The organism is Aquaspirillum sp. LM1 (assembly GCF_002002905.1).
Lineage (GTDB): Bacteria > Pseudomonadota > Gammaproteobacteria > Burkholderiales > Aquaspirillaceae > Rivihabitans.
The window spans coordinates 3559222-3582750 of the sequence record NZ_CP019509.1 but is presented as its reverse complement, the minus strand read 5'-3'; the positions used below and the strand labels follow the sequence as shown (position 1 = coordinate 3582750).

At 63.3% G+C, this 23529-nt stretch carries 24 protein-coding genes and 1 tRNA gene; 13 read left to right on the top strand and 12 right to left on the bottom strand.

Features of this window, described 5'->3' with window-relative positions:
- The first annotated feature begins 14 nt into the window (after positions 1-14).
- The 6 genes from BXU06_RS15545 to BXU06_RS15520 all read left to right on the top strand — a co-directional run bounded on the left by BXU06_RS15545 (position 15) and on the right by BXU06_RS15520 (position 7570).
- A complete protein-coding gene (locus BXU06_RS15545) occupies positions 15-2042 on the top strand; it encodes an acyltransferase family protein (protein WP_077301659.1) in 2028 nt (675 codons plus the stop codon).
- A gap of 222 nt (positions 2043-2264) precedes the next feature.
- Entirely contained in the window at positions 2265-3233 is a 969-nt protein-coding gene (locus tag BXU06_RS15540; RefSeq protein ID WP_077301656.1) for an ABC transporter substrate-binding protein, read from the top strand.
- A gap of 10 nt (positions 3234-3243) precedes the next feature.
- Complete coding sequence (locus BXU06_RS15535) at positions 3244-4056, top strand: ABC transporter permease (protein ID WP_077301653.1); 813 nt, start codon at positions 3244-3246, stop codon at positions 4054-4056.
- 1 nt (position 4057) lies between these two features.
- Positions 4058-4849, top strand: coding sequence for an ABC transporter ATP-binding protein (locus tag BXU06_RS15530; RefSeq protein WP_077301650.1), 792 nt, complete (start codon positions 4058-4060; stop codon positions 4847-4849).
- Positions 4850-4968: 119 nt separating this feature from the next.
- Positions 4969-6747 carry an ATP-binding protein gene (locus BXU06_RS15525; protein WP_077301647.1) on the top strand — a complete coding sequence of 593 codons (1779 nt, stop codon included), beginning with the start codon at positions 4969-4971 and terminating at the stop codon, positions 6745-6747.
- Positions 6748-6766: 19 nt separating this feature from the next.
- Positions 6767-7570 (top strand): helix-turn-helix domain-containing protein, encoded by an 804-nt coding sequence (locus BXU06_RS15520; protein WP_077301644.1) that lies wholly within the window; start codon positions 6767-6769, stop codon positions 7568-7570.
- Between the two features lie 14 nt (positions 7571-7584).
- Here the strand turns inward: BXU06_RS15520 and BXU06_RS15515 are convergent, their stop codons facing one another.
- Positions 7585-7953 carry a DUF2834 domain-containing protein gene (locus tag BXU06_RS15515; RefSeq protein ID WP_077302969.1) on the bottom strand — a complete coding sequence of 123 codons (369 nt, stop codon included), beginning with the start codon at positions 7951-7953 and terminating at the stop codon, positions 7585-7587.
- Between the two features lie 93 nt (positions 7954-8046).
- Between BXU06_RS15515 and BXU06_RS15510 the strand changes: the two genes are divergently transcribed.
- Positions 8047-9390, top strand: a complete 1344-nt coding sequence (locus BXU06_RS15510) for a sigma-54 dependent transcriptional regulator (protein WP_171982242.1) — start codon at positions 8047-8049, stop codon at positions 9388-9390.
- 10 nt (positions 9391-9400) lie between these two features.
- Here BXU06_RS15510 and BXU06_RS18525 read toward each other — a convergent pair whose 3' ends face one another.
- Together BXU06_RS18525 and BXU06_RS15500 are read right to left on the bottom strand one after the other, a co-directional pair.
- Positions 9401-9886, bottom strand: a complete 486-nt coding sequence (locus BXU06_RS18525) for an acyltransferase (protein WP_077301641.1) — start codon at positions 9884-9886, stop codon at positions 9401-9403.
- A 76-nt stretch (positions 9887-9962) separates the two neighbouring features.
- Entirely contained in the window at positions 9963-10424 is a 462-nt protein-coding gene (locus tag BXU06_RS15500) for a GNAT family N-acetyltransferase (RefSeq protein ID WP_077301638.1), read from the bottom strand.
- Between the two features lie 249 nt (positions 10425-10673).
- Between BXU06_RS15500 and parC the strand changes: the two genes are divergently transcribed.
- The 3 genes from parC to BXU06_RS15485 all read left to right on the top strand — a co-directional run bounded on the left by parC (position 10674) and on the right by BXU06_RS15485 (position 14823).
- Entirely contained in the window at positions 10674-12992 is a 2319-nt protein-coding gene (gene parC, locus BXU06_RS15495) for a DNA topoisomerase IV subunit A (protein WP_077301635.1), read from the top strand.
- Between the two features lie 112 nt (positions 12993-13104).
- On the top strand, positions 13105-13794 hold the full coding sequence (locus BXU06_RS15490; protein ID WP_077301632.1) for an aspartate/glutamate racemase family protein: 690 nt from the start codon (positions 13105-13107) through the stop codon (positions 13792-13794).
- A 234-nt stretch (positions 13795-14028) separates the two neighbouring features.
- On the top strand, positions 14029-14823 hold the full coding sequence (locus BXU06_RS15485) for a DeoR/GlpR family DNA-binding transcription regulator (protein WP_077301629.1): 795 nt from the start codon (positions 14029-14031) through the stop codon (positions 14821-14823).
- Between the two features lie 30 nt (positions 14824-14853).
- Here BXU06_RS15485 and BXU06_RS15480 read toward each other — a convergent pair whose 3' ends face one another.
- From BXU06_RS15480 to BXU06_RS15460, 5 genes are all read right to left on the bottom strand, one after another.
- The gene (locus BXU06_RS15480) at positions 14854-16479 is read right to left on the bottom strand and encodes a diguanylate cyclase domain-containing protein (protein WP_077301626.1); all 1626 of its coding nucleotides are present in this window, start codon (positions 16477-16479) and stop codon (positions 14854-14856) included.
- Positions 16480-16577: 98 nt separating this feature from the next.
- Positions 16578-17135 carry a hypothetical protein gene (locus tag BXU06_RS15475; RefSeq protein ID WP_077301623.1) on the bottom strand — a complete coding sequence of 186 codons (558 nt, stop codon included), beginning with the start codon at positions 17133-17135 and terminating at the stop codon, positions 16578-16580.
- The gene (locus BXU06_RS15470; protein ID WP_150125235.1) at positions 17132-17449 is read right to left on the bottom strand and encodes a hypothetical protein; all 318 of its coding nucleotides are present in this window, start codon (positions 17447-17449) and stop codon (positions 17132-17134) included. The genes BXU06_RS15475 and BXU06_RS15470 overlap by 4 nt, the downstream gene beginning before the upstream one ends.
- A 174-nt stretch (positions 17450-17623) precedes the next feature.
- Positions 17624-17699, bottom strand: a tRNA-Thr gene (locus BXU06_RS15465).
- A 121-nt stretch (positions 17700-17820) separates the two neighbouring features.
- Positions 17821-18105: a hypothetical protein gene (locus BXU06_RS15460; RefSeq protein ID WP_077301617.1), complete on the bottom strand. Its 285-nt coding sequence runs from the start codon at positions 18103-18105 to the stop codon at positions 17821-17823.
- Positions 18106-18373: 268 nt separating this feature from the next.
- On the opposite strand from BXU06_RS15460, the gene BXU06_RS15455 reads away from it, so the two are divergent.
- Entirely contained in the window at positions 18374-19396 is a 1023-nt protein-coding gene (locus BXU06_RS15455; RefSeq protein WP_077301614.1) for a transporter, read from the top strand.
- An 83-nt stretch (positions 19397-19479) separates the two neighbouring features.
- Here BXU06_RS15455 and hemL read toward each other — a convergent pair whose 3' ends face one another.
- The 4 genes from hemL to BXU06_RS15435 are packed head-to-tail and all read right to left on the bottom strand — an operon-like array spanning position 19480 to position 21912.
- Complete coding sequence (gene hemL, locus BXU06_RS15450; protein ID WP_077301611.1) at positions 19480-20760, bottom strand: glutamate-1-semialdehyde 2,1-aminomutase; 1281 nt, start codon at positions 20758-20760, stop codon at positions 19480-19482.
- A 36-nt stretch (positions 20761-20796) separates the two neighbouring features.
- Positions 20797-21261, bottom strand: coding sequence for a CYTH domain-containing protein (locus tag BXU06_RS15445; RefSeq protein WP_077301608.1), 465 nt, complete (start codon positions 21259-21261; stop codon positions 20797-20799).
- Between the two features lie 44 nt (positions 21262-21305).
- Positions 21306-21722, bottom strand: a complete 417-nt coding sequence (locus BXU06_RS15440; protein ID WP_077301605.1) for a CopD family protein — start codon at positions 21720-21722, stop codon at positions 21306-21308.
- A gap of 25 nt (positions 21723-21747) precedes the next feature.
- On the bottom strand, positions 21748-21912 hold the full coding sequence (locus BXU06_RS15435) for a rubredoxin (protein ID WP_077301603.1): 165 nt from the start codon (positions 21910-21912) through the stop codon (positions 21748-21750).
- Positions 21913-22012: 100 nt separating this feature from the next.
- On the opposite strand from BXU06_RS15435, the gene BXU06_RS15430 reads away from it, so the two are divergent.
- Together BXU06_RS15430 and thiE are read left to right on the top strand one after the other, a co-directional pair.
- A complete protein-coding gene (locus BXU06_RS15430) occupies positions 22013-22843 on the top strand; it encodes a hydroxymethylpyrimidine/phosphomethylpyrimidine kinase (protein WP_374754334.1) in 831 nt (276 codons plus the stop codon).
- The gene (gene thiE, locus BXU06_RS15425) at positions 22830-23459 is read left to right on the top strand and encodes a thiamine phosphate synthase (RefSeq protein WP_077301597.1); all 630 of its coding nucleotides are present in this window, start codon (positions 22830-22832) and stop codon (positions 23457-23459) included. Before BXU06_RS15430 ends, thiE begins: the two co-directional genes overlap by 14 nt.
- The last annotated feature ends 70 nt before the right edge of the window (positions 23460-23529 follow it).

Genomic DNA, 23529 nt, shown 5'->3' with positions numbered 1-23529 from the left:
TCCGAGCAACGACCATGATTTATCGACGCGAAATTGACGGCCTGCGCGCCCTCGCGGTGCTTCCCGTGATGTTGTTCCACGCCGGCTTTAGCGGGTTTAGCGGCGGCTTTGTGGGTGTGGATGTGTTTTTTGTAATCAGTGGCTATCTGATTACCGGCATTCTGATCAACGAACAGGCCAACGGCACATTCACCCTGACCGGGTTTTACGAACGCCGGGCCCGGCGGATTTTACCCGCGCTGTTTGTGGTGCTGCTGGCCTGCCTGCCGTTTGCCTGGGCCTGGCTGCTGCCCAGCGACCTGAAAGCCTTTGCCCGCAGCCTGGCCGCCGCCGCCATTTCGCTGTCGAATATCCTGTTCTGGCGTGAGAGCGGCTATTTTGATACCAGTTCGGAACTCAAGCCGCTGCTGCACACCTGGAGTCTGGGAGTAGAAGAACAGTACTACATGGTTTTTCCCCTGCTGCTGCTGGGTCTGGCACGCTGGCGGCCACACTGGACGCCGCATGTGCTCTGGGCCGGTGCGGCGCTGAGCTTGGCGCTGGCGCAATGGGCAGCCCTACACCAGCCCTCGCTGGCGTTTTATCTGCTGCCCACCCGAGGCTGGGAACTGCTGGCCGGTGCCTTGCTGGCCTATTACCACAGCCGCCCGGCCACCCGTATCCCGCATGCCACCGCACTGAATCAGGCCGGCAGCCTGTTGGGGCTGGCCATGGTGACCTATGCCGTGCTGCGCTTTGATCAGCACACGCCGTTTCCTGGCGTGTACGCGCTACTGCCCACGCTGGGCGCGGTGCTGATGATTGCCTGCGCCCAGCCGGGCACCTGGGTCGGCAAGCTGCTGGCCACGCCCTTGCTGGTGGGTATCGGCCTGATCAGCTACAGCGCCTACCTCTGGCACCAGCCAGTGCTGGCCTTTGCCCGCTACTATCTGATGACACAGCCCCGTCCGGAGGTCATGGCCGCCCTGCTGCTTCTGATTCTTGGTCTGGCCTGGCTAAGCTGGCGCTACGTGGAACGCCCGTTCCGGCATAAAAACGGCGTCAGCCGCCGCCATATTTTTATCGGCAGCCTGGTGGGGTGCTCAGGATTCTTCCTGCTGGGGCTGGCCGGGCAACTCAGCCAGGGCTTTGCCTGGAAATTTGACGCCACGGTCAAGGCGATTGACCACAGCAAAACCCAGTCACAAAAACGCGAAGCCTGCTGGGCCCGGCTCAGCCGTGACCGCAGCTTTGCCCACGCCTGCGAACTGGGCGATACCCGCCAAACCGCCTCGTTTGTGCTGTTTGGCGACAGCCACGCCGGCACGCTGGTGGATGTGCTGCATCAGCAAGCTCGCGCACAGGGCATCCACGGCCTGGATTACACCTTCAGAAGCTGCATTCCGGTGATGGCCAGCCAATCCACTGAACGCGATGAAACCAGCCAGACCTGCCAGGCCTTGCGCCAGGCATTCTTTGATCCAGCCACCCTGAATGCCTTGCCACCCACGGTGATTCTGGCCGCGCGCTGGACGCTGGCCATGGAACAGCAACGCAGCAACAACGGCGAAGGCGGCCAGGAACCAGGTGCCTCGTTCAGCCTGCACAGTGCCCAAACTGCCACACTGGGGTATCAGGCTGCCTTGGCGCAGGATTATGCCGATTCGGTGCAGCGGCTGCTCCGCCAGGGTAAAACAGTGATTCTGGTGTATCCGATTCCGGAAATGGGCTGGGATGTGCCCAACCGGCTGGCCCGCCTGTATTTGCGCGACGGCAAGCTGTCTGTCGACAGCGCCTCAACCAGCCTGGCCAGCTTTATCCAGCGCAACCAGCACACCTACGCCGCACTCGACCGGATCGGCGCGCATCCGCGGCTGATTCGGATCAAGCCGGCCAGTCTGCTGTGCGACACGGCGGTCAAGGGGCGTTGCGCCGCGCAACTGCATGGCCTGCCGCTGTACTTTGACGACGACCATTTATCCGATGCCGGGGCCATCCCGGTGGTCAATGCCATCATGACGCAGCTGCGGCAGCAACCCGAGGCGAGCACAACGGCACCGTAACCGTCCGCCTCATCAGCACGGGCAATGACCGTGTGGCACCCTTGTGCGGTAATCCGGAATCTTTGCGGAGGCCATTCTGGATTACCGCACACCCAGCGCAAAAAAATCCAAACAAATCATTTAAAATCAATAGATTAAAAATCTCCACCGGTGGCACGCATCGTGCAATTGGATGATGCCGGAGCCAAGCTCCGCTCAAACAATAACCCGGAGGAGAAACCGATGCGCACAGTCCTGTCCCTGGCCGCTGCCTTGACCCTGGCCACCCCACTGGCCGCCCACGCCGTTGATGTCGTTCGCCTGGGCAATCTGAAATTTGCCCACTACGGCGCGGTGTCCTACATGAAGGAAGCCTGCGGCAAGTACAACCTGAAAGTGGAGGAACGCATGTTCCCCAAAGGCCCGGACATCATGCCGGCGATTGTCGCCGGTGAAATCGACGTGGCCGCGCTGGCGTCCGACGGGGCCATTTCTGGCCGCGCCAACGGTGTACCGATCTACACCGTGGCCGGCTTTGCCAAGGGCGGCGCGCGGATTGTGGCTGGCGTGGACACCGGCATCAAAACCCTGGCTGACCTGAAAGGCAAGAAAGTGGGCGTCACCCGTGGCGGCGCACATGAGCTCTTGCTGTACGCCGAGCTGGAAAAAGCCGGGCTGACCTGGTCGGACAAGCCGGGCAAGGATGTGCAGATTGTTTTCCTGGCCTTTGCCGACCTGAACCAGGCGCTGGCCGCCAAGCAGATCGACGCCATGTGCCAGTCCGAGCCGCAATCGTCGCAGGCGCTGAACAAGAAGTTCGGCGTCGAGATCATGAAGCCCTACACCACCAAGATGGGCGAGCCGGTGCGGCTGCTGGTGATGACCGAAAAGCTGTACCACGAGAAAAAAGACGTGGCCCAGCGGCTGATGAAGTGTTTTGTCGAAACCACCGCCCAGTTCAACCGCGACCCGGCCCTGGCAGAAAAATACGTCCGTGAGCAGATGTTCAAGGGCCAGATCAGCTCGCAGGACTTCCGCGACGCCATGGACAACGCCGACTACACCTACGATGTCACCCTGGCGCATATCGACATCACCACCGACTTCATGCAGAAATACGGCGTAGGCCGCATGGCCAAACCGCCCAAGGCCAGCGAATGGGTGAAGCTGGATCTGCTGCAACAGGCCAAAACCGAACTGAAAGTAAAGTGAGGCCGTGGCGATGAACAAACTGATGCATTTCCTGCAGGGCGCGCTGGTGCCGGTTCTACTCTTGCTGCTCTGGGAGGCCGGCTCGCGGCTGGGGCTGTTTTCCCCGGTGCTGCTGCCCTCGCCCAGTGCGGTGGCGGCCAAATGGTGGGCCTACCTGCTGCCCGCCCAAGCGCAGGAAGCGGGCCAGAGCACGCTGGCCTGGTGGCTGTCCGGCGAGCTGCTGCACGACGCCTGGTCCAGCCTGTACCGGGTAGTGGCCGGCTTTCTGATTGGCGCTGGCCTGGCGCTGCCGCTGGGTCTCTTGATGGGGGCCAGCCAGCGGACTTACGCGCTGTTCAACCCGCTGATGCAGATCCTGCGCCCGATCCCGCCGATTGCCTATATTCCGCTAGCCATCCTGTGGTTTGGCCTGGGCAACCCGCCGTCGTTCTTTCTGATTGCCATTGGCGCGTTTTTCCCGGTGCTGATGAACACCATCGCCGGCGTGCGCCAGGTGGACGGCATTTACCTGCGCGCCGCACGCAATCTGGGCGTCAACCAACTGACCCTGTTCACCCGCGTCATCCTGCCCGCTGCCACGCCGTATATCCTGGCTGGCGTACGCATTGGCATCGGCACGGCGTTTATTGTGGTGATTGTCTCCGAGATGATCGCCGTCAACGATGGCCTGGGTTTCCGCATTCTGGAAGCGCGTGAATTCATGTGGTCGGACAAAATCATCGCCGGCATGATCACCATCGGCCTGTTGGGCCTGGCCATCGACACCGCGGTCAGCCGCCTGAACAACCACCTGCTGCGCTGGCATCGCGGCCTGGAGCACTGATATGAGCCAGATCATCGTCAATAATGTGCAAAAAGTGTTCAAAACACCGGGAAAAGACGTAATTGCCCTGAAAGATATCCAGCTGGACATCCAGGCCGGTGAATTTGTCTGCCTGCTTGGCCCGTCGGGCTGCGGCAAATCCACCCTGCTCAACGCCGTGGCCGGCTTTGCCCTGCCTTCCAGCGGTGAAATTACCGTGGAAGGCAAAAAAATCACCGGCCCCGGCCCGGATCGCGGCATGGTGTTTCAGGAATACGCGCTGTTTCCGTGGATGACCATTGCCCAGAACATCGCTTTTGGCCTGGAAGTGCAAAAGAAATCGCGTGGCGAGATTGAGCAGACCGTCAACCAGCTGCTGGATTTGCTGCATCTGAAAGACTTCCGCGACCGCTTCCCGAAAGACCTCTCGGGCGGCATGCGCCAACGGGTGGCGATTGCCCGCGTGCTGGCGCTGGATTCGCCAATCATGCTGATGGACGAACCCTTTGGCGCACTGGACGCGCTGACCCGGCGCAATCTGCAGGACGAGCTGCTGCGCATCTGGGAAAAGCTGGGCAAGACCGTCCTGTTTGTCACCCACTCGATTGAAGAGTCGATCTATCTGGCCGACCGCATTGTGGTGATGACCTACCGCCCCGGCACGGTCAAACGCGACCAGGTTGTGGACATGCCGCGCCCACGCGACCCATCGTCCGCCGCCTTTAACGCCCTCAAGCGCGAACTGGGCGCGCTGGTGATGGAGGAGCAGCAACGCCATGCCAACGATGAAATGAAGCTGGCGGCGGTGGATTGACCCCTAGCCCATCCTAATTGAGCGCCCTGCCGGCCATCGAACCGGGCAGGGCGTTTTTTTACGCTTGTGCTCAGCCCGCTTCTGCCCGATGCTGCAACAGATGCCCGTGAAAGCCCGTCATGTTCCTGAACTCTCGCCTGCCTGCGCTGCTGCTGGCTGCCGCTGCCTGCATCCTGCTGGGTGAAGCCGGCTATCAACTGACCCTGAATGCCAATCTGGCGCGCGAGCGCCAGGCCAGCGCCCAGCAGCTGGACGGCCTGGCCCTGTCGCTGGAGGCAGCGCTATCGCGGCATGAATCCCTGCCCGGTCTCTTGGCGCTGGACCCTTCCTTGCTGGCGCTGTTGCGCGAGCCGGACAATCTGGCGCGGCAAGCAGCGGCCAATGCCTACCTGGAAGCGGCTCAGCAAGGCGCAGCGGTGGCGGTGGCTTATTTGCTGGCGGCAGATGGGCGCACGCTGGCAGCCAGCAACTGGCGGCTGCCGCAAAGCTTTGTGGGCCACCAATACGCGTTCCGACCGTATTTTCGCGAGGCGCTGGCCGGCGGCTTGGGGCGGTTTTATGGGGTGGGCGTCACCACCGGCGAGCCGGGGTATTTTCTGGCGGCACCGGTGCGCGAGGGCAATCAGGTGCGCGGGGTGGTGGCGCTCAAGCTGAATCTGGACGCGCTGGAACGCGCACTGGCCGGTGCCGGCAACACCCTGCTGCTGGCCGATGGCGACGGCGTGGTGTTTTTGTCGTCGGCACGTCGCTTGCGTTATCACACACTGACGCCGCTGCTGGCCGCCACGGCCACGCGGCTGGCCAGCACGCGCCAATACGGCGGCCAGCCGATTCCCCCTCTGGCCAATCACCCCGTGCCGCTAAACCCCGCCACACCCGTGCGGTTGGCGCTGGCCGATGCCCCCGCGCGCGACTGGCTGGTGCACAGCCGCCCCGTCGGTGGACAAGGCTGGCGGCTGGTGCAACTGGGCGACCCCAGCGAGGCGCGCGCTGCGGCCTGGGCGGTGGGTGCGGCCAGCGTGTTTGCCAGCGCCTTTGTATTGGGCCTGGCCGCCCACTTGCGCCACCGCCGGCGGCGGCGCGACGAGCTGCGCCGGGTGTACGCCGAGCTGGAAGACCGCATCGCCGCACGCACCGCCGACCTGACCGAGCAAATCAACGCGCTGGAACGCACCAAGGCAATTTTGCGCGAAACCCGCGACGCGGCGGTGCAGGCAGGCAAGCTGGCCACGCTGGGTCAGATGTCGGCGGGCATCAGCCATGAGCTGAACCAGCCGCTGGCGGCACTGCAAACCTTTGCCGACAACGCCCAGGCGCTGCTGGCGCGTGGCCGGCATGCCGAGGTGGCCGACAATCTGCAAATGATCAGCGAGCTGATTGCCCGCACCGGGCAGATCGTGCGCCAGCTAAAAAGCTTTGCCCGCAAAGAAGCGCCCACACCGCAGCCGGTGCGGGTGGCAGCAGCCATTGACCATGCACGATTGATCGTCGAGCCGCGCCGCCGCGAGCTGGGTGCAGTGTTTCACGTGGAACCAGCCGGCGAATTACAGGTGCTGGCCGAAGCAGGCCGGCTGGAACAGGTGCTGGTCAATCTGCTGCGCAACAGCCTGGATGCGATGCACGATCAACCCACGCCACAGGTGGAAGTGCGCGTAGATGCCGATGGCACATGGGTGCGGCTGAGCGTGCGCGATTACGGCCCTGGCTTGTCGGCAGAGGCCCAGCAGCATTTGTTCGAGCCGTTTTACACCACCAAGCCGGTGGGCGAAGGCCTGGGCCTTGGGTTGGTGATTTCGCTGACCATCGCAGAAAGCTACGGAGGTGGGCTTAGCGCACATAATATGGCCGACGGCGGTGCAGAATTTGTGTTGACCCTGCCGCTGGCCACTGCTGAATAACACACGGAGCGGCACACCCATGTTGCTGATTATGTCCCCACCACCGGATCTGGCCCCCTGGGTACAGGCAGGCGTGGCCTTGCATGGCGATAGCGCGCTACACGCCAGCCAGTTTCCGGCACTCAGCGACGGCATGCTCACCATGCGGCTGGCGGGTGATGTCCATCAAGCCGACGGCCAGCCGCTGCCGGCAAATGCGCTCATCCTGCCCCACGCCCAACCGCGCGCCTATCTACACCTGGGTGCAGTGCAGGTCTTGGGTTTGATCTTGCGCCCAGCGGCGCTGCCCTGCCTGCTGGGTGGCAGCCTGACCGGGCTGGCTGGATGCACACTGCCGCTGGATACCTTGCCCGATGCCGCCCACTGGCGGCATACCCACCAACAACTGGCCGAAGCGCCCGACGACACCGAGCGGCTGGCACGGCTGTTTTCCGCGCTACGCCCGATCCTGCACGCCCCACGCCACCAGGCCAACCTGCATGCCTGCCAGCAACTCATCCAAGCCTTAGCCAGCGCCCCACTGGCCGCCACTCCGCCCATGCTGGGGCTCAGCCTGCGCCAACTGCAACGACGCAGCCAGGCCATGCTGGGGCTCACGCCCAAGCAATACCAAGCCACCCAGCGCATGCAAGCCACCCTGCTGGCGGCATTGCGCACACCCGGTACGGGTGCCGACCTGGCCGTACACCATGGTTTTTTTGATCAGTCGCACATGGCTCGCGAACTGCGCCGCCTGGCCGGTGCACCGCTGCGCGAACTCCGCGCGCCCCAGCCCCCTCACGCCCCACACTGGCCGCTGCAAGTGGGCCTGCATCTGGGTTGATGAATTACCCTAGCTCAATCAGGTTCGCGCACAGCAAAACGTCCCTCTTCGCGCCCTTGCGATTCCAGCCGCCCGGCGAGATACCAAGGCAACGCACACGCCAAGCCCACTGCAAAGCACACCACCACCACGCGCCACGGGTGCCGCGTGCGCCGCTCGGCCAGCACCCACACACTGAACGCCAGCGCTGCCAGATACACATCCAGGGTAATCGCCGTCGCTACCGGATTGGCCGTGGCCTTCAGCCAAAACATCGCCAAGCTGCCGCCCTGACTGAAGTCATACACATAAAATCCCCAGGGTAGCACCAGCCCCAACACCGCCATGCCCCGTAACAGCCAGCACACCCTGGCAGACCATTCGACGTGACCCACAACCGACATGATGAACACTCCCGCGTATTTCAACGTGGCCAGAGTAGCCCCAGAGTCCATTGCCGGCTAGGATAAACACGACATTCCCCACCCGTGCCCACCATGATGATGCCTGTTGAAGTATTCCTGATTGAAGACGACCGCGCCGTGCGCAAAGGCTGTGAACAGGCGCTGTCGATTGCCGATATTCCGGTGCGCGGCTTTGCCGATGCAGAAGCCCTGCTGGCGGCGCTGGCGGCAGGCGCACGCCCGGCGCTGGTGGTCAGCGATGTGCGCTTGCCAGGCCGCGATGGCCTGGCAGTGCTGCGCGAGCTGCGCCAGCTGGACCGCAACCTGCCAGTGCTGCTGATGACCGGCCACGGCGATGTGGCCATGGCGGTGGCGGCCATGCGGGAAGGCGCGCACGATTTTATTGAAAAACCGTTTCCATCAGAACGGCTGGTTGCCGCCGTGCGCAGCGCGCTGGAAAAACGCGCGCTGATTGAAGAAAACCGCCAGCTGCGCGAGCAAGTGGGCGTCAGCGCCGTGGCGCGGATGATTGGCCAGTCGCCCGCCATGCAGCGCATCCGCCAGCTGGTCAGCACACTGGCTGCCACCGGGGTGGATATTTTGCTCAATGGTGAAACCGGCTGCGGCAAGGAAGTGGTCGCCAGAGCGATTCACGAAGCCAGTGGCCGGCGTGGACCGTTTGTGGCAATCAATTGCGGCGCACTGCTGGAAACCGTATTTGAAAGCGAGCTGTTCGGCCACGAAGCCGGCGCGTTCACCAGCGCCGGAAAACGGCGGATTGGCCGGATCGAGCACGCCAGCGGCGGCACGCTGTTTCTGGATGAAATTGAAAGCATGCCGCTGAATCTGCAGGTGAAGCTGTTGCGCGTGCTGCAGGAGCGCCAGCTGGAGCGGCTGGGCAGCAATCACAGCATTACGCTGGATTGTCGGGTGGTGGCGGCCAGCAAGGTGAACCTGAAAGCCGCAGCTGACGCCGGCCAGTTTCGTGCCGATCTGCTTTACCGGCTGAATGTGGTCAGCCTGGACATCCCGCCGCTGCGCGAACGTCGTGAGGATATTCCGCTGCTGATGGCCACGTTCCTGCACGACGCGGCGGTACGCTACCAGCGCCCGCTGGCCGACTGGACGCCGGCGGATCTGGCGCGCTGGGCCGGCTACGATTGGCCAGGCAATGTGCGCGAACTGAAAAACATGGCCGAACGCTGGGCACTTGGCCTGCCGGATGCGCTGGCGGCAGAGGCTCCCGCCAGCGCATCCCTGGGCAGCGCCTCTCTGGCCGAACAGGTGGATGACGCAGAAAAACAGCTGATCATCGCTGCCCTGCGCCAGTGCCACGGCCAGGTGGCGCAGGCCGCCGAACTGCTGCGCACACCGCGCAAAACCCTGTACGACAAGCTGGCGCGGCATGGGCTAAGCGCAGAAGCATATCGGCCATAAACCGAAGTCATCAGCCCTGAGCGTGCAGGCGAGCCGGATTGCCCACCACCGTGGCATGGGCCGGCACGTCCCGGGTCACCACGGCCCCGGCACCAATCATCGCGTATTCCCCAATGGTCACCCCCGGCAAAATCACCGCGCCGCCGCCGATGGAAGCGCCACGCTTGACCAGCGTGGTCGGGAACGCCTCGGGATACACCTTTGAGCGCGGGGTCTTGTCGTTGGTAAACGTGGCGTTCGGGCCGATAAACACCTGGTCTTCCAGGGTAATACCATCGTACAGATACACACCGTTTTTCACTGTGACATCGTCACCGATCACCACCTGGTTCTCAATAAAACCATGCGAGCAGATATTGCAGTTACGGCCAATCCGCGCGCCGGCCAACACCACGCAAAACTGCCAGATCTTGCTATGTGCGCCAATCTGGCTTGTTTGCACATCCGCCAGCGGGTGAACAAAATACGTGGGAGATTCAACAGCATCCGTCGACATGATTGGGCTCGGGCTTTCCGCACACAGGCAAGGTGATCAATCGGCCATCATACGCAGAACCGGCAGCAGGCAGCAATCATCCGGCCCGACGCATGGTGACATGCCACACCCCGCCGTCGTCGTAAGGTTCCCCTTCGGCGACAAAACCGCGTCGGGCGTACATCGCCTGCTTGTCACATTGCGCCGACAGCATGATCGCCCCCTCCGGCCACTGTTGTGCAGCGCACGCCAGCGCCTGATCGAGCAATACTGACCCCAGGCCCAGACCGCGCGCCGCTGCGGCTACCACCACCCGGCCAATGCACACCGCCTGCGTGTCCTTCACCCCCGGCGGCAACACCCTGGCGTAGGCCAACAACGCCCCAGATGCGGCCAGGCCCTGCACATGCCAGGCCAGCGGATCAAGGTTATCCACATCGCCGTATACCGAGTCCTGCTCGACCACAAACACCTGGTCGCGCAAGCGTAACAAGGCATACAAAGCATCCACAGACAATTCGGTAAAACGGCACAGGTGCCAGGACAGTTCAACAGACATCGGGGTCTCACCACATCAGATGATTTCAGCCCGGCATCGTAGCATCCGGTAGCATCCTGTTCCACGTGGAACACCATGCATCGCCGTTCAAACCAACGTATGTCACTCAGGCAACACCCGACTGCTGACCGCACGCACATGGTGATTCTTGCCAGCTCCCGCTACAATCGCGGCCATGGCCCTCCCTGGGCGTCCCCCTGTGTGTTACCTCTGGCGCGCACGCCAGTTCTCCTGTGAAGTCCTGAATTCATGAGCAAGCAGTTCGATCCTTTATCCGCCCCGGCAGCCGGGGGCGATGATACCCTGGCGCTGGATGCCTACGCCGAGCGCGCCTATCTGGAATACGCCATGAGCGTGGTCAAGGGCCGGGCCCTGCCGGAGGTTGCCGACGGGCAAAAGCCGGTGCAACGACGCATCTTGTACGCCATGAAAGAAATGGGCCTGACCGCCGGAGCCAAGCATGTGAAATCGGCGCGAGTGGTGGGTGAAATTCTGGGCAAATACCATCCGCACGGCGACAGCTCGGCCTACGAGGCCATGGTGCGGCTGGCCCAGGATTTTGTCATGCGCTACCCGCTGATTGACGGCCAGGGCAATTTTGGCAGCCGCGACGGCGACGGTGCCGCCGCCATGCGTTACACCGAAGCGCGGCTGACGCCGATTGCCGAACTGCTGCTCAGCGAGCTGGACCAGGGCACGGTGGAATTCATTCCCAACTACGACGGTGCCTTTGAAGAGCCGCAGCTGTTGCCGGCGCGCCTGCCCATGGTGCTGCTCAATGGCGCATCCGGCATTGCCGTGGGCCTGGCCACAGAAATCCCGCCGCACAATCTGCGTGAAGTGGCCAGCGCGGCAGTGGCCTTGCTGCATCAGCCGGAACTGAGCCTGGACCAGCTGCTGACGCTGATTCCCGGGCCGGATTTTCCCGGCGGCGGGCGCATCATCACCCCGGCAGCCGACATTCGCCAGGCTTACCATAGCGGGCGTGGCAGTGTGCGGGTGCGGGCGCGCTGGACCATCGAACGGCTGGCGCGCAACCAGTGGCGGGTGGTGGTCAACGAGCTACCGCCGGGCACGTCATCGCAAAAAGTGCTGGCCGAAATTGAAGAGCTGACCAACCCGAAAGTCCGCCCTGGCAAAAAAGCCCTGTCCGCCGAACAGCAAAACCTCAAGGGGCTGATGCTGGCGCAGCTGGATCGGGTGCGCGACGAATCCGACCAGCAACAGCCGGTGCGGCTGGTGTTCGAGCCCAAATCCAGCCGGCAGGATCCGGAAGCCTTCATCACCTTGCTGCTGGCGCAGACCAGCCTGGAATGCAATGTGTCAATGAATCTGGTGATGATCGGCCTGGATGGCCGGCCCCGGCAGAAAGACCTGAAGTCCATCCTCAGCGAATGGCTGGACTTCCGCATGGCCACGCTGACCCGCCGGCTGGCGCACCGGCTGAGCAAGGTCAACCAGCGCATGCATATTCTGGAAGGCCGGATGACGGTGTTCCTGCATATCGAAGACGTGATTCACGTCATTCGCGAAGCAGATGAACCCAAGCCGGAGCTGATGCAGCGCTTTGGCCTGTCTGACGTGCAGGCAGAAGACATCCTCGACATCCGTCTGCGCCAGCTGGCCCGGCTGGAAGGCTTCAAGCTGGAAAAAGAACTGGACGCCCTGCGCGGCGAAGCCGGCAGCCTGCGTCATCTGCTCGACAATCCCGACGCCCGCCGTGGGCTGATGACCGATGAAATCAACGCCGACGCCGCCCGCTACGGCGACGCCCGCCGCAGCGAAATCAAACCCGCCGACAAAGCAGTGCTGACGCAAACCGTGGCCGACGAAGCCATCAGCCTGATTGTGTCGCGCAACGGCTGGATTCGTGCCCGCAGCGGTCACCATGTGGACACCAGCACGCTCACCTTCAAAGATGGCGACGCCTTCGGCCAGGTGGTGGAAACCCGCACCATCCACCCCGTGGTGGTGCTCGACAGCCGTGGCCGCAGCTATACGCTGGACAGCAGCGACGTGCCCACCGGGCGCGGCGACGGCGTACCGCTGACCTCGCTGGTGGAGATTCAGGAGCAGGCCAAGGTGGTGGCCGTGCTATCGGCTGCCGACGACAGCCGCTATCTGGTGGCCAGTTCTGGCGGTTATGGCTTTACCACCCAGCTCAAGGACATGGTCAGCCGGGTCAAGGCGGGCAAAGCTTTCCTCAGTGTGGAAGCCGACGAAACCGCGCTGCCACCGCTGCCGCTGGCCGCCAGCCTGCCGGCGCACAGCCAGCTGGTGGTGGCCAGCTCGGCCAGCCGGGTGCTGGCGTTTGCGCTGGACGAGCTCAAGCAGATGGCGCGCGGGCGCGGCTTGCAGCTGATGCCGCTGGAGCCCGGCGAAAGCGTGGTGGCGCTTGGCGTGGTACACAGTGGCCGGGCGCTGCTGTCGGTGCAAACCCCACGCTCGGGGCGGCTGGATGAAGTGAAACTGGCGCTGGCCGACTTTACCGGCAAACGGGGCCGACGCGGCAAGGACACGCCCAAGCGCTACCTGGTGCTGGCGATTGCCGACGCCAGCCAGCGCTGATGGCCGTGCTGTGCTGGCCGGGAAACAGCACAGTGCCGCACCCACTGTGTCTGGGCAACGCTTGCCGCCCGCGCTAAGGTAGCCAGATCACCTCACAGCACAAGGATGGCAAATGAAAACCCTCGGCATACTCGGCGGCATGAGCTGGGAATCCACCACGGTGTACTACCGCTTGTTCAACCAGGGCGTGCGCGCCCGACTGGGCGGGCAACACTCGGCCAAACTGCTGCTGGCCAGTGTGGACTTTGCCGACATCGTGGCCTACCAGCAAGCAGGGGACTGGCAGGCCGCAGGCGACCATCTGGCGCAGCTGGCCGCCGGGCTGGAACACGCCGGGGCCGACGCCATCCTGATTGCCACCAATACCATGCACAAAGTGGCCGACCAGATTGCCCGCGCCGTCTCGGTGCCGCTGCTGCACATCGGTGACGTGGTGGCCGATGCCCTACTGGCAGCTGGCGTGCGCCGTGCCGGGCTGCTGGGCACGCGCTACACCATGGAACAGCCGTTCCTGATTGAGCACCTGCGCCAGCGCGGCCTGGAGGTGGTCACGCCAGACGCCCCCGCGCGCGATCAGGTTCACCAGATTATCTTCGACGAATTGTGCCAGGGGGTGGTGCGTGATGTTTCACGTGAAACCTACCAGCAGGTGATTACCCAGCTGGCCGGCGCTGGTGCTGAAGCGGTGATTCTGGGCTGTACCGAAATCGGCCTGCTGCTTGGCCCGGACGACGCCTGTCTGCCGCTATACGACACCGCTGCGCTGCATGTGCAGGCTGGGCTGGCCTTTGCGCTGGGGTAAAACCCGTGCCACACAGGCCGGTGGGCCATCTCAGCGGGGTGACCCACCCGAGGGCCAGCGCACAGCGCACGGCACGACACCGAAGGGGCAAAACACAGCACACAGGCCAAAAAGGTTCATTTCTGAAAAGAAAGTTGCAGTTTTGCGCCGTTTTGCCTGGGCTGATTTGCGCCCATCGTGTTTTTCGTGCTAAAACCGAAAGGTCTTTTCGCGACCAACCCCTCCTCATTTCTCATGAATCGCCTGCCCCGTCACGAGCAAATTCTCAAGCTGATCCGTGCCAACGGCTTCATGCCGATTGAAGAACTCGCCCGCCGTCTGGATGTTACGCCGCAAACCATTCGCCGCGACATCAACCAGCTTTCCGAAGAAAACCTGCTGCGCCGCTTTCACGGTGGCGCCGCCCTTGGCCCGAGTGTGGAAAACGAAGAATACTCGGTGCGCAAGGTCAAGCATCAAGCCGAAAAAGCCCGTATCGGTGAACTGGTGGCCAGCCATATTCCTGACGACGCCTCGCTGTTCATGAATATTGGCACCACCATCGAAGCCGTGGCGCGCGCGCTGTGCAATACCCACAAGCACCTGCGCATCGTCACCAATTGCATCAATGTCGCCACCGTGCTGACCCGCCGCCAGGATTTTGAAATCATCATCACCGGCGGTGTGGTGCGACACAAGGATGGCGGCATTACCGGGGTGGCCACGCTGGACATGATTGAACAGTTCCGCGTCGATTACGCCATTGTCGGCGCATCCGGGGTGGATCTGGATGGCTCGCTGATGGACTACGACTACCGCGAAGTCCGCGCCGCCCAGGCGATGATGAAAAATGCCCGCCAGCGTTACCTGGCAGTGGATTCCAGCAAGTTTGGCCGCAACGCCATGATGAAGCTGTGCCATATCAGCGAGGTGAACGATGTGTTCACCGACGACGACCCGCCGGTGGAACTGCTGCCGATTCTGTCGGACAAGAATGTGCGCCTGCATGTGGCGCGTCCGGGTGAGCCCGTCGCGCCAGAAACCGAGTAAACCCGCCAGCCGGTGCCATGCGCCGGCTTGTCACGCAGTGCCGGCATCGCCCGCCACCGGTGCAGCCACTGGCTGCGCCTCAACGTCGGCCAGCCACACCTGCTCACCCCCCGCCAGCTTGGCCTGCTGCACCGCCTGGGCCGCCTGGGCCAACAAGGTGCGCGATGCCTGCCCGCCATGGGTGGAGCTCACCCCGGCACGAAAACCCAGCCAGAAGGTGGCCGTGTCGGCGCTGTGCGCCACCCGGCGAAACGCCGCCATCAGGCTTTCCAGCAGCACCTTGGCCTCGCCCGGTTCCGTGGCCGGCATGATCACGCCAAATTCATCGCCACCCAAGCGGCCCACAATATCGCTGCGCCGCAGCCGCTCGCGCAGAATCCGCGCCAGCGTGCGCAGCACCTGGTCGCCGGATGGATGGCCGTGGGTATCGTTGACATCCTTGAAGTGGTCGATATTAAGCAGGGCAAACGACAGTACCTCGTGCTGGCGCAGGGTACGCGCCAATTCCATATCCAGCTGCGACAGCAGCTGTGAATGATTCAGCAGGCCAGTCAGGCTGTCGGTGGTGATATGCCCGGCCAGCCGGCGGTGGCGACGCGCCCGCGCCATCACGGTCATCGCCAGCACATCCGCCGGCACCGGCTTGACCAGAAACCCGTCCACGCCAATATCGTGGGCATCCAGATGGCGCGGACGCTGTTTCTCGCTGGTGACGAACAGAATGGGGATATTGTCCAGATAACGCTGCTGACGAATCACCCCGGCCAGTTCCAGCCCGGAACACTCCGGCAGCGCCATATCCAGCAGAATCAGGTCGGGCCGGTAAGTGATGATGGTATCCAGCAGGGTGTGCGGGTTGCTCACTACCCGGCTGTCCATGCCGCGCTCGGCCAGCACGGTGGCGTAAAAACTGGCCAGCGATTCCATGTCTTCCACCAGCAGCACCCGCAGCGGCACCGGATCATCACGGGCCAGCAGCGGTGTCAGCGTGTCCAGCACCTCGCTGAACGGGCAGGGCCACGGCAAAAACCCGCGTGCGCCCGCGCGCACCGCCGCCAGACGCGCGTCAAAGCTGCTGTCCGGTGACAGAATCAGCATCACGCTTTCCGGCAGCACACTGTGCTTGAGCGCAGCCAGCACATGCGACAGATGATTATTGTTGGCGTGTGGGTCACCCAGCACAATCACGGCCGCCGGCACCTGCTGGCTGGCGGCTTCGGCCAGCCCCGACACCGTGGTGAAGCGCTGCACCGGAATACCAAAGTTTTCCAGATGGCGCGCCAGCGGCGCATCGTCGCCCTGCGGGGCCAGCAGACTGACCTGACCAATGCGGGAGTGGGCAATCGGCGTCACCTTCACCGACGGCGCGGCATACTGGACAATCATGCTCAGCCGGGTGCGCAGCTCGTCGGCAAAGTGCATGTCCACCGTGCCGTGGCCCTGGTTCATCCGGTGATGTAAAAAATGCACCAGCCCCTTGGCCGCTTCGGCCAGCCGGGGCAAATGACGCGAGTCGGCCATGCATTTGAGGTTGAGCGCCAGATACAGCACATGGGCAGCCAGCGAGGCGTTCCAGTGCGCCACCAGCGGAGCGGCGGCAGTTTCCAGCTCGGTGGCGCGGGCCGAAAGAGACGGCGGGTCGGGCAGAGTGGTCATGGCAAAGCCTTTGCGGCAAGCAATACGGATACCGTGTATTTAAACAGGCCCGTATGCCAAACACCAGCTTGCTGCACGCCAACCGGACACTCGCCCAATCAGGCCAGCGTCTGAATCGGCGGCCAGTGTGTCGGCCAGTTGAGCCAGCTCACGCGGGGGCCGGGTAGGTGGCGATTATACGGCTGGTCAAACAGCACATGCTGCCAGCGCGGCGGCTGCGCGCCATAGGGGTGTGGATTGTCGTCGATCAGCCAGTCACCATCGGCCAGGGTTTTGTCGGCCAGCGCCAGCATGCTGGCGGCCAGCGCCGGGCCAAAGTGCTCGGCCAGCCAGCCCTGCCGCTCGGCCAGCGATGGCCCCGGCGAGGTGCAGACGGTCAGGGCATACCCTTGCCGCGCCAGCTGCGCCAGCACGGCCTGCGCCCCCGGCATGGGCGGCAGCTGACGGTAAAACCCCGGCTGAGCAATGGTGGCCGTCACCGCATCGCGCCAGATGGCCGGGTAATCGTCGCACAGATGAAAATGCCGGCGCGTAGCAGGAGCCACCAGCGGGCGCTCACCGCCCAGCGCCTGCCAGGCGCGGACAAAGCCCAGATCAAAATCCGCCAGCACGCCATCCAGATCAATCAGCAGCCGCTGGCCCGCCGCCACGCTCACAGCTGCTCAAAGCCCAGATTGAACCATGCCGGCAACACCGCCTCGCCCCGCGCGGCCTGCACCATCAACTGATCAAACGCCTGCAACCAGTCACTGATGCACACCCGCCGGATCAGTTCATCCAGTTCTTCAGGGCGATGGGAATGCACAGCATCACGCGGATGCACCTGCACCACCGCCAGCAGGGTGTGCTGGGCGTCGAACATTTCCACCAGATAACAGGGCATACCATTACGGAAAAACCCATAACGCACCTGGCACAGATAGGGTTGGCTGTGTCGGGTCAGCGGCAAACGCAGTAAACAATCAGACATGATCAGGCCTCGTTCAGCATGGACAGGCAGAGCGTGCAAGAAGTATGCGCGTGATCATGCAAAATGGACAGGCTGTGCACTGGCGTGCGTTGTGTGACACGGGAACGGAGCGGGGAAAAGCAAAACGGCGCATCACACCAATGTAAGTGTGATGCGCCGTTTTGGCTGGATACTTGGTGCCGGTAAGAGGAGTCGAACCCCCGACCTTCGCATTACGAATGCGCTGCTCTACCAACTGAGCTATACCGGCGCCGGTCTGAGTGCTTCAGACAGAAGCAGGCATTCTAGCAATCATTTGCCAGCTTGTGAACAGCTTGCTGCCACGACGCCCCGGCCCAGCGCCAACGCGCCGGGCAAGGAAGTCATGCGCCTTAACCCAGCTTGGCCAGTTCGGCCAGCACTTGCGCCGGTTTCTCGGTGATTTCCAGCGCGGCACGCAGGCGGTTGAATGCGGCAGCGGCCTGGTCCGGGTAGCGGCCAAACGGCACCAGATTGCTGTGCGCCCAGCCGGCAGCGGCCAGTGCGTCGGTGCGGAACTTGGCCGCGCGGGAATCATTGCCGCCGACCTGCATCAACGCACGGTCGATCAGGATATGCGGGAACGGGTCACGGGAGATGGTGGAAAAGTGTTCGGGTTTGACTTCATCAAACTGCATGGTACGGGTTCCTTGTGGCCACGGAAGATTCAGTTGCCGTGCGCCAGGACACGATATCCGGGGCGCAGACAAGCGCTTGTAAATGGCAAGGCATCCAGCATACACCGGTCAGGCCTGCTTTGCCGATGGGCAAGCATCGCATGGGGCTGGCATGGGCGCAAGAGGTGTTGCGTCCATGCCAGCCCAGTCACACCCAACCCTCCTGCGCCCATCATTTTGTCATACATTTCTGGCAGGCTGGCCCCATTGTCAAACGAAGGGGGTGGCCATGCGCGGCCCTGAACAGCTGGCCCATTACAGCACCGAGCAGACCGGGCTGATTTATGGCTTTCGTTTTCACCCGGCGGCGGCAGGGGTTGAAATGCCGGCAGCACAGCTGCTGGAGGGTCTGGGCGAAGGAGAAGCCGGAGATGGACGGTTTGTCTGGCTGCATCTGAATCTGGCGCACAGCGGCAGCGAAAAATGGCTGCGCACCCACCTGAATCTGCCAGAAGCGTTTTACCAGGGCCTGCGCGAAGGGCCGGCGTCCACCCGGATTGAGCACCTGGATGGCGACGCGCTGCTGGCGGTGATCAACGATGTGATTTTTACCTTTGGCTGCGCCACCGTGGAAGTCTCCTCGCTATGGGTATACGCCGACCCGCACACCCTGATTACCGCCCGGCTGAAACCCTTGCGCTCGGTGGACACGGTGCGGGCGGCAGTCAAGCGCGGGGAAGTGTTCACCTCGCCGGTGGATCTGCTGGTGCATCTGCTGCGTGGTCAGGCCGATGTGCTGATGCAGATTGTGCGGGAAACCTCGCAAAGCGTGGATGGCATCGAAGACCGTCTGCTGGCCCAGCGCCTGCGCCATAGCCGCGCCGACCTGGCCAGCATGCGCCGGGTGCTGGTGCGCCTGCAGCGCTTGCTGGCCCCAGAGCCTGCCGCGCTGTTTCGCCTGCTCAACCGTCCGCCCGCCTGGCTGGACCACGACGCGGTACAAGGCCTGCGCCAGTCCACCGAAGAATTTGCCGTGGTGCTCAGCGATCTGAGCGCGCTGGTTGAACGGCTGAAGCTGCTGCAGGAAGAGCTGGCCGCCCAGTTAAACGAACAGGGCAACCGCACCTTGTTCATGCTCACCCTGGTCACCGTGCTGGCGCTGCCCATCAATATGGTGGCCGGCCTGTTTGGCATGAACGTGGGCGGCATTCCGCTGGCGGACAATCCCCACGGCTTCTGGATACTGGTGCTGATGGTGGCCACCTTCACCGTGCTGGCCGGAGCGTGGGCGTTTCGTCGGCGCGAGCCGTAGCCCATCCCTAAGCTCCCCATAAAAACACCGGGTGCGTCGCCCATCTGGCACGACGCACCCGGCATGGAGACACCAGTGGACAATCAGGCCAGTTTGGCAAACGCGCGGCGAGCTGCCGCCACGGTGGCGTCGATATCGGCTTCGCTGTGCGCGGCAGAGACAAACCCGGCCTCGAACGCCGACGGAGCCAGATACACGCCTTCGGCCAGCATGGCGTGGAAGAAGCGGTTGAACTGCTCGCGGTTGGCCTGCATCACCTCGGCGTAGCTGCGCGGCACCTGAGCGGTGAAATACAGCCCGAACATGCCACCGACGCTGTCGGTGCTGCACGTCACACCCGTCTCGCGGGCGGCAGCGGCCAGGCCATCGACCAGCTGGCGGGTGCGCTCGCCCAAGCGGGCATGGAAGCCCTCGGCCTGGATCAGCTTGAGCGTGGTCAGCCCGGCAGCCACCGCCACCGGATTGCCCGACAGCGTGCCGGCCTGATACACCGAGCCCAGCGGGGCGATGCAGGCCATGATGTCGGCGCGGCCACCAAACGCGCCAATCGGCATGCCGCCGCCCACCACCTTGCCCAGCGTGGTCAGGTCCGGACGAATGCCGTGCAGTTCCTGCGCGCCGCCCAGCGCCACGCGGAAACCGGTCATCACTTCGTCGTAAATCAGCACCGTGCCATGGCGGGTGCACAGCTCGCGCAGCGCGGCAACAAACTCGGCGCTGGGGCGGATCAGATTCATATTGCCGGCAAACGGCTCCAGAATCACGCAGGCCAGCTGGTCGCCCAGCTCGGCAAAGGTTTGCGTCAGTTGTTCGACGTTGTTGTATTCCAGCACCAGGGTGTGGCGGGTGAAATCCGCCGGTACACCACCCGAGCTGGGCGTGCCAAAGGTCAGCAGGCCAGAACCCGCCTTCACCAGCAAGCTATCAGAATGGCCGTGGTAACAGCCTTCAAACTTGACGATCTTGTCCCGGCCAGTAAAGCCGCGCGCCAGGCGAATAGCGCTCATGGTGGCTTCAGTGCCGGACGACACCAGGCGCACGGATTCAATCGACGGCACCAGCTTGACGATTTCTTCGGCAATCAGGATTTCGGCTTCGGTGGGTGCGCCAAACGACAGGCCATTCACCACGGCCGCCTGCACGGCGGCAATCACCTCCGGGTGGGCGTGGCCGACAATGGCCGGGCCCCACGAGCCCACATAGTCGATGTACTGGGTGTTGTCGGCATCCCACAGATAGGCACCGTTGCCGCGCTGAAAAAACAGCGGCGTGCCGCCCACGCTGCCAAAGGCGCGCACTGGCGAGTTGACCCCACCGGGAATGGTCTGGCGGGCGCGTTCAAATAAGGTGTGGTTGCGGCTCATAAAAAATATTCCTGAAAAAACACAATCAATCGGGGCTCACGCCGGCCAGTGGCCATACGGGTGCTGGCTCAAATGGGCATTGGTATAACGGCCATCCTGGGTGACTTCCTCGCCCAGCCAGTCTGGCGTGACAAACGCTTCGTCCTCCTGCGCCAGTTCCACTTCGGCCAGCACCAGACCCGCGTTGTCGCCAAAAAATTCATCCACCTCCCAGACATGGCTGCCCACCGTCACCCGGCGGCGCAGTTTTTCCATCACCGCCGGACACAAGGTGTCGAGCATGGTCTGGGCATCCGCCATCGGAATGGCGTATTCGAATTCATGACGCGACGTATGGGTGACCATCGCCTTGATGGTCAGCCAGGCCGTGTCGCCGTCGATGCGCACCCGCACCACCCGCTCGCGCGACACCGCAATGAACCCCTGCTTCAGCACCCGGCCTGGCGCAGTGCGCCAGCCGTCGCCGCTGACCAGAAAGCGGCGTTCAATTTCCATTGCCATGCAGGCAACTCCTTGCTACACCAGCAAACAGCCGGCTATGGCAGTTAAAAAGGTTTGACAATCACCAGAATGACAATGGCCAGCAGCAGCAGCACCGGCAGCTCATTGAACACGCGAAACCAGGTGTGGCTGCGGGTATTGCCATCCGCCAAAAACACCTGCAACAGCTGGCGGCAGGCAATGTGATAAACCACCAGCCCGCCCACCAGGGTGAGCTTGGCATGCAGCCAGCCGCCAGTCACGCCGTAACCCAGCCACAGCACCAGGCCCAGCGCCAGCGCAATCAGGCCCAGCGGGGTCATAAAGCGGTACAGCTTGCTGGCCATCAGCTTAAGCCGGGCCAGCTCCACCATGTCGCCGGCCATGGCCAGGTTGACAAAAATGCGTGGCAGATAAAACAGCCCGGCAAACCAGGCCACGACAAAAAACAGGTGCAGGGCTTTCAGGTACAGGTAGGCCATCAGCGTTCCTCAGGCAGGCAGTCGATCAGATTTCGATCATCTCGAAATCGTCCTTGCGGGCACCGCAATCCGGGCAAGTCCAGTTCATCGGCACGTCTTCCCAGTGGGTTCCTGGCGCAATGCCATCTTCGGGGCGGCCTTGTGCTTCATCGTAAATAAAACCGCAAATAAGGCACATCCAGGTTTTCATGTGGTTGCTCCGGAGTCGGACAGGTAAAATGAAATTCTACATTGTTCACCCCGTTCGAGAATCCACCTTGACCCAAGTTGCCGAATTTCCGCCGATTGTCATGACATTGGCGGGGTCTGACCCTTCCGGTGGCGCCGGCATTCAGGCCGACATCCTCACCCTGGCCAGCCTGGGCTGCCATCCGCTGTCGGTGATTACCGCCCTGACCGTCCAGGACACGCGTGGCGTGGAAAATTTCTGGGTAATGGAAGCCGACCAAGTGTCTGACCAGGCACGGTTTTTACTGGAAGACATGCCCGTTGCCGTGTTCAAGGTGGGCATGATCGGCAGCGTGGAAAACGCCGCCGTGATTGCCGAAATTGCCGCCGACTACCCGGATGTGCCGCTGATCCTCGACCCGGTGCTGGCCTCGGGCGGCGGCGATGAGCTGGCCAACGAAGAACTGCGCGACGCCATCCGGGAAATGCTGCTGCCGCTGACCACGCTGATTACCCCCAACTGCATCGAAGCGCGCCGGCTGGCCGCCAACGACCCGGACGAAGAAGACGACCTGCCGCTGGCCACCGCCGCCCAGCGCCTGCTGGACGCCGGCGCACAGTATGTGCTGATTACCGGCACCCACGACAACACGGTGAAAGTGTGCAACACCCTGTACCACGGCAATGGCATGGTGTCGCGGGAAACCTGGCCGCGCCTACCCGGCAGCTACCATGGCTCTGGCTGCACGCTGGCCTCGGCCATTGCCGGCACCCTGGCCAACGGCCTGCCCCTGCCCGACGCCGTGCGTGAAGCGCAAGCCTACACCTGGGAAACCCTGAATCACGCCTTCCGCCCCGGCATGGGCCAGGCCATCCCCGACCGGCTGTTCTGGGCGCGCGGCGAAGCCCCTGCCGAAGACGACCCCGCAGGAGAAGCCGATGGCCTGGCCTGACACCCTGCCCCGCTGCGGGCTGTATCTGATCACCCCGGACAGTGCAGACAGCGCGGCGCTGTTTGCCGCCTGTGAACAGGTGCTGGCCGCCCGGCCAGCGCTGCTGCAATACCGCAACAAATCCACCGACCCCGCCCTGCGCCTGGCGCAGGCGCACACCCTGCGCGTGCTCACCCGCACCGCCGGCGTCGGGCTGATCATCAACGATGACGTGGCGCTGGCCGAGCAGGTGGGGGCCGATGGGGTACACCTGGGCCGCGACGACGGCGACATCGCCGCCGCCCGCGCCCGCCTGGGCAAACACGCCATCCTGGGCGCGTCGTGCTACGACCAGCTGGCGCTGGCGCACGCCGCCGTCGCCGCTGGTGCCGATTATGTGGCCTTTGGTGCCGTCTGCCCGTCTGCCACCAAACCGAACGCCGTGCGTGCGCCGCTCAGCCTGTTTGCCGACAGCGCTGCACTGGGCGTACCACGGGTGGCGATTGGCGGCATCACCCCGGCCAATGCGCGCGAGATTGTCGCAGCCGGTGCGGATATGCTGGCGGTGATTGGCGGGGTGTTTGACGCGGAGGATCCACTGGCGGCGGCGTGTGCGTTGAACGCGGAGTGGGGGTGAATACTGGCGGCATGCGCGCTTGCCGCTGCCAGCAAGACCCAGTTGTCAGCTGAAGCGAAACACCAGCCGC

What these genes read in the sequence shown, in the direction of transcription:
- BXU06_RS15545 (WP_077301659.1), top strand. Translation starts at nt 15, where the DNA reads ATGATTTATCGACGCGAAATTGACGGCCTGCGCGCCCTCGCGGTGCTT.
- BXU06_RS15540 (WP_077301656.1), top strand. Translation starts at nt 2,265, where the DNA reads ATGCGCACAGTCCTGTCCCTGGCCGCTGCCTTGACCCTGGCCACCCCA.
- BXU06_RS15535 (WP_077301653.1), top strand. Translation starts at nt 3,244, where the DNA reads ATGAACAAACTGATGCATTTCCTGCAGGGCGCGCTGGTGCCGGTTCTA.
- BXU06_RS15530 (WP_077301650.1), top strand. Translation starts at nt 4,058, where the DNA reads ATGAGCCAGATCATCGTCAATAATGTGCAAAAAGTGTTCAAAACACCG.
- BXU06_RS15525 (WP_077301647.1), top strand. Translation starts at nt 4,969, where the DNA reads ATGTTCCTGAACTCTCGCCTGCCTGCGCTGCTGCTGGCTGCCGCTGCC.
- BXU06_RS15520 (WP_077301644.1), top strand. Translation starts at nt 6,767, where the DNA reads ATGTTGCTGATTATGTCCCCACCACCGGATCTGGCCCCCTGGGTACAG.
- BXU06_RS15515 (WP_077302969.1), bottom strand. Translation starts at nt 7,953, where the DNA reads ATGTCGGTTGTGGGTCACGTCGAATGGTCTGCCAGGGTGTGCTGGCTG.
- BXU06_RS15510 (WP_171982242.1), top strand. Translation starts at nt 8,047, where the DNA reads ATGATGATGCCTGTTGAAGTATTCCTGATTGAAGACGACCGCGCCGTG.
- BXU06_RS18525 (WP_077301641.1), bottom strand. Translation starts at nt 9,886, where the DNA reads ATGTCGACGGATGCTGTTGAATCTCCCACGTATTTTGTTCACCCGCTG.
- BXU06_RS15500 (WP_077301638.1), bottom strand. Translation starts at nt 10,424, where the DNA reads ATGTCTGTTGAACTGTCCTGGCACCTGTGCCGTTTTACCGAATTGTCT.
- parC (WP_077301635.1), top strand. Translation starts at nt 10,674, where the DNA reads ATGAGCAAGCAGTTCGATCCTTTATCCGCCCCGGCAGCCGGGGGCGAT.
- BXU06_RS15490 (WP_077301632.1), top strand. Translation starts at nt 13,105, where the DNA reads ATGAAAACCCTCGGCATACTCGGCGGCATGAGCTGGGAATCCACCACG.
- BXU06_RS15485 (WP_077301629.1), top strand. Translation starts at nt 14,029, where the DNA reads ATGAATCGCCTGCCCCGTCACGAGCAAATTCTCAAGCTGATCCGTGCC.
- BXU06_RS15480 (WP_077301626.1), bottom strand. Translation starts at nt 16,479, where the DNA reads ATGACCACTCTGCCCGACCCGCCGTCTCTTTCGGCCCGCGCCACCGAG.
- BXU06_RS15470 (WP_150125235.1), bottom strand. Translation starts at nt 17,449, where the DNA reads ATGTCTGATTGTTTACTGCGTTTGCCGCTGACCCGACACAGCCAACCC.
- BXU06_RS15460 (WP_077301617.1), bottom strand. Translation starts at nt 18,105, where the DNA reads ATGCAGTTTGATGAAGTCAAACCCGAACACTTTTCCACCATCTCCCGT.
- BXU06_RS15455 (WP_077301614.1), top strand. Translation starts at nt 18,374, where the DNA reads ATGCGCGGCCCTGAACAGCTGGCCCATTACAGCACCGAGCAGACCGGG.
- hemL (WP_077301611.1), bottom strand. Translation starts at nt 20,760, where the DNA reads ATGAGCCGCAACCACACCTTATTTGAACGCGCCCGCCAGACCATTCCC.
- BXU06_RS15445 (WP_077301608.1), bottom strand. Translation starts at nt 21,261, where the DNA reads ATGGCAATGGAAATTGAACGCCGCTTTCTGGTCAGCGGCGACGGCTGG.
- BXU06_RS15440 (WP_077301605.1), bottom strand. Translation starts at nt 21,722, where the DNA reads ATGGCCTACCTGTACCTGAAAGCCCTGCACCTGTTTTTTGTCGTGGCC.
- BXU06_RS15435 (WP_077301603.1), bottom strand. Translation starts at nt 21,912, where the DNA reads ATGAAAACCTGGATGTGCCTTATTTGCGGTTTTATTTACGATGAAGCA.
- BXU06_RS15430 (WP_374754334.1), top strand. Translation starts at nt 22,013, where the DNA reads ATGACATTGGCGGGGTCTGACCCTTCCGGTGGCGCCGGCATTCAGGCC.
- thiE (WP_077301597.1), top strand. Translation starts at nt 22,830, where the DNA reads ATGGCCTGGCCTGACACCCTGCCCCGCTGCGGGCTGTATCTGATCACC.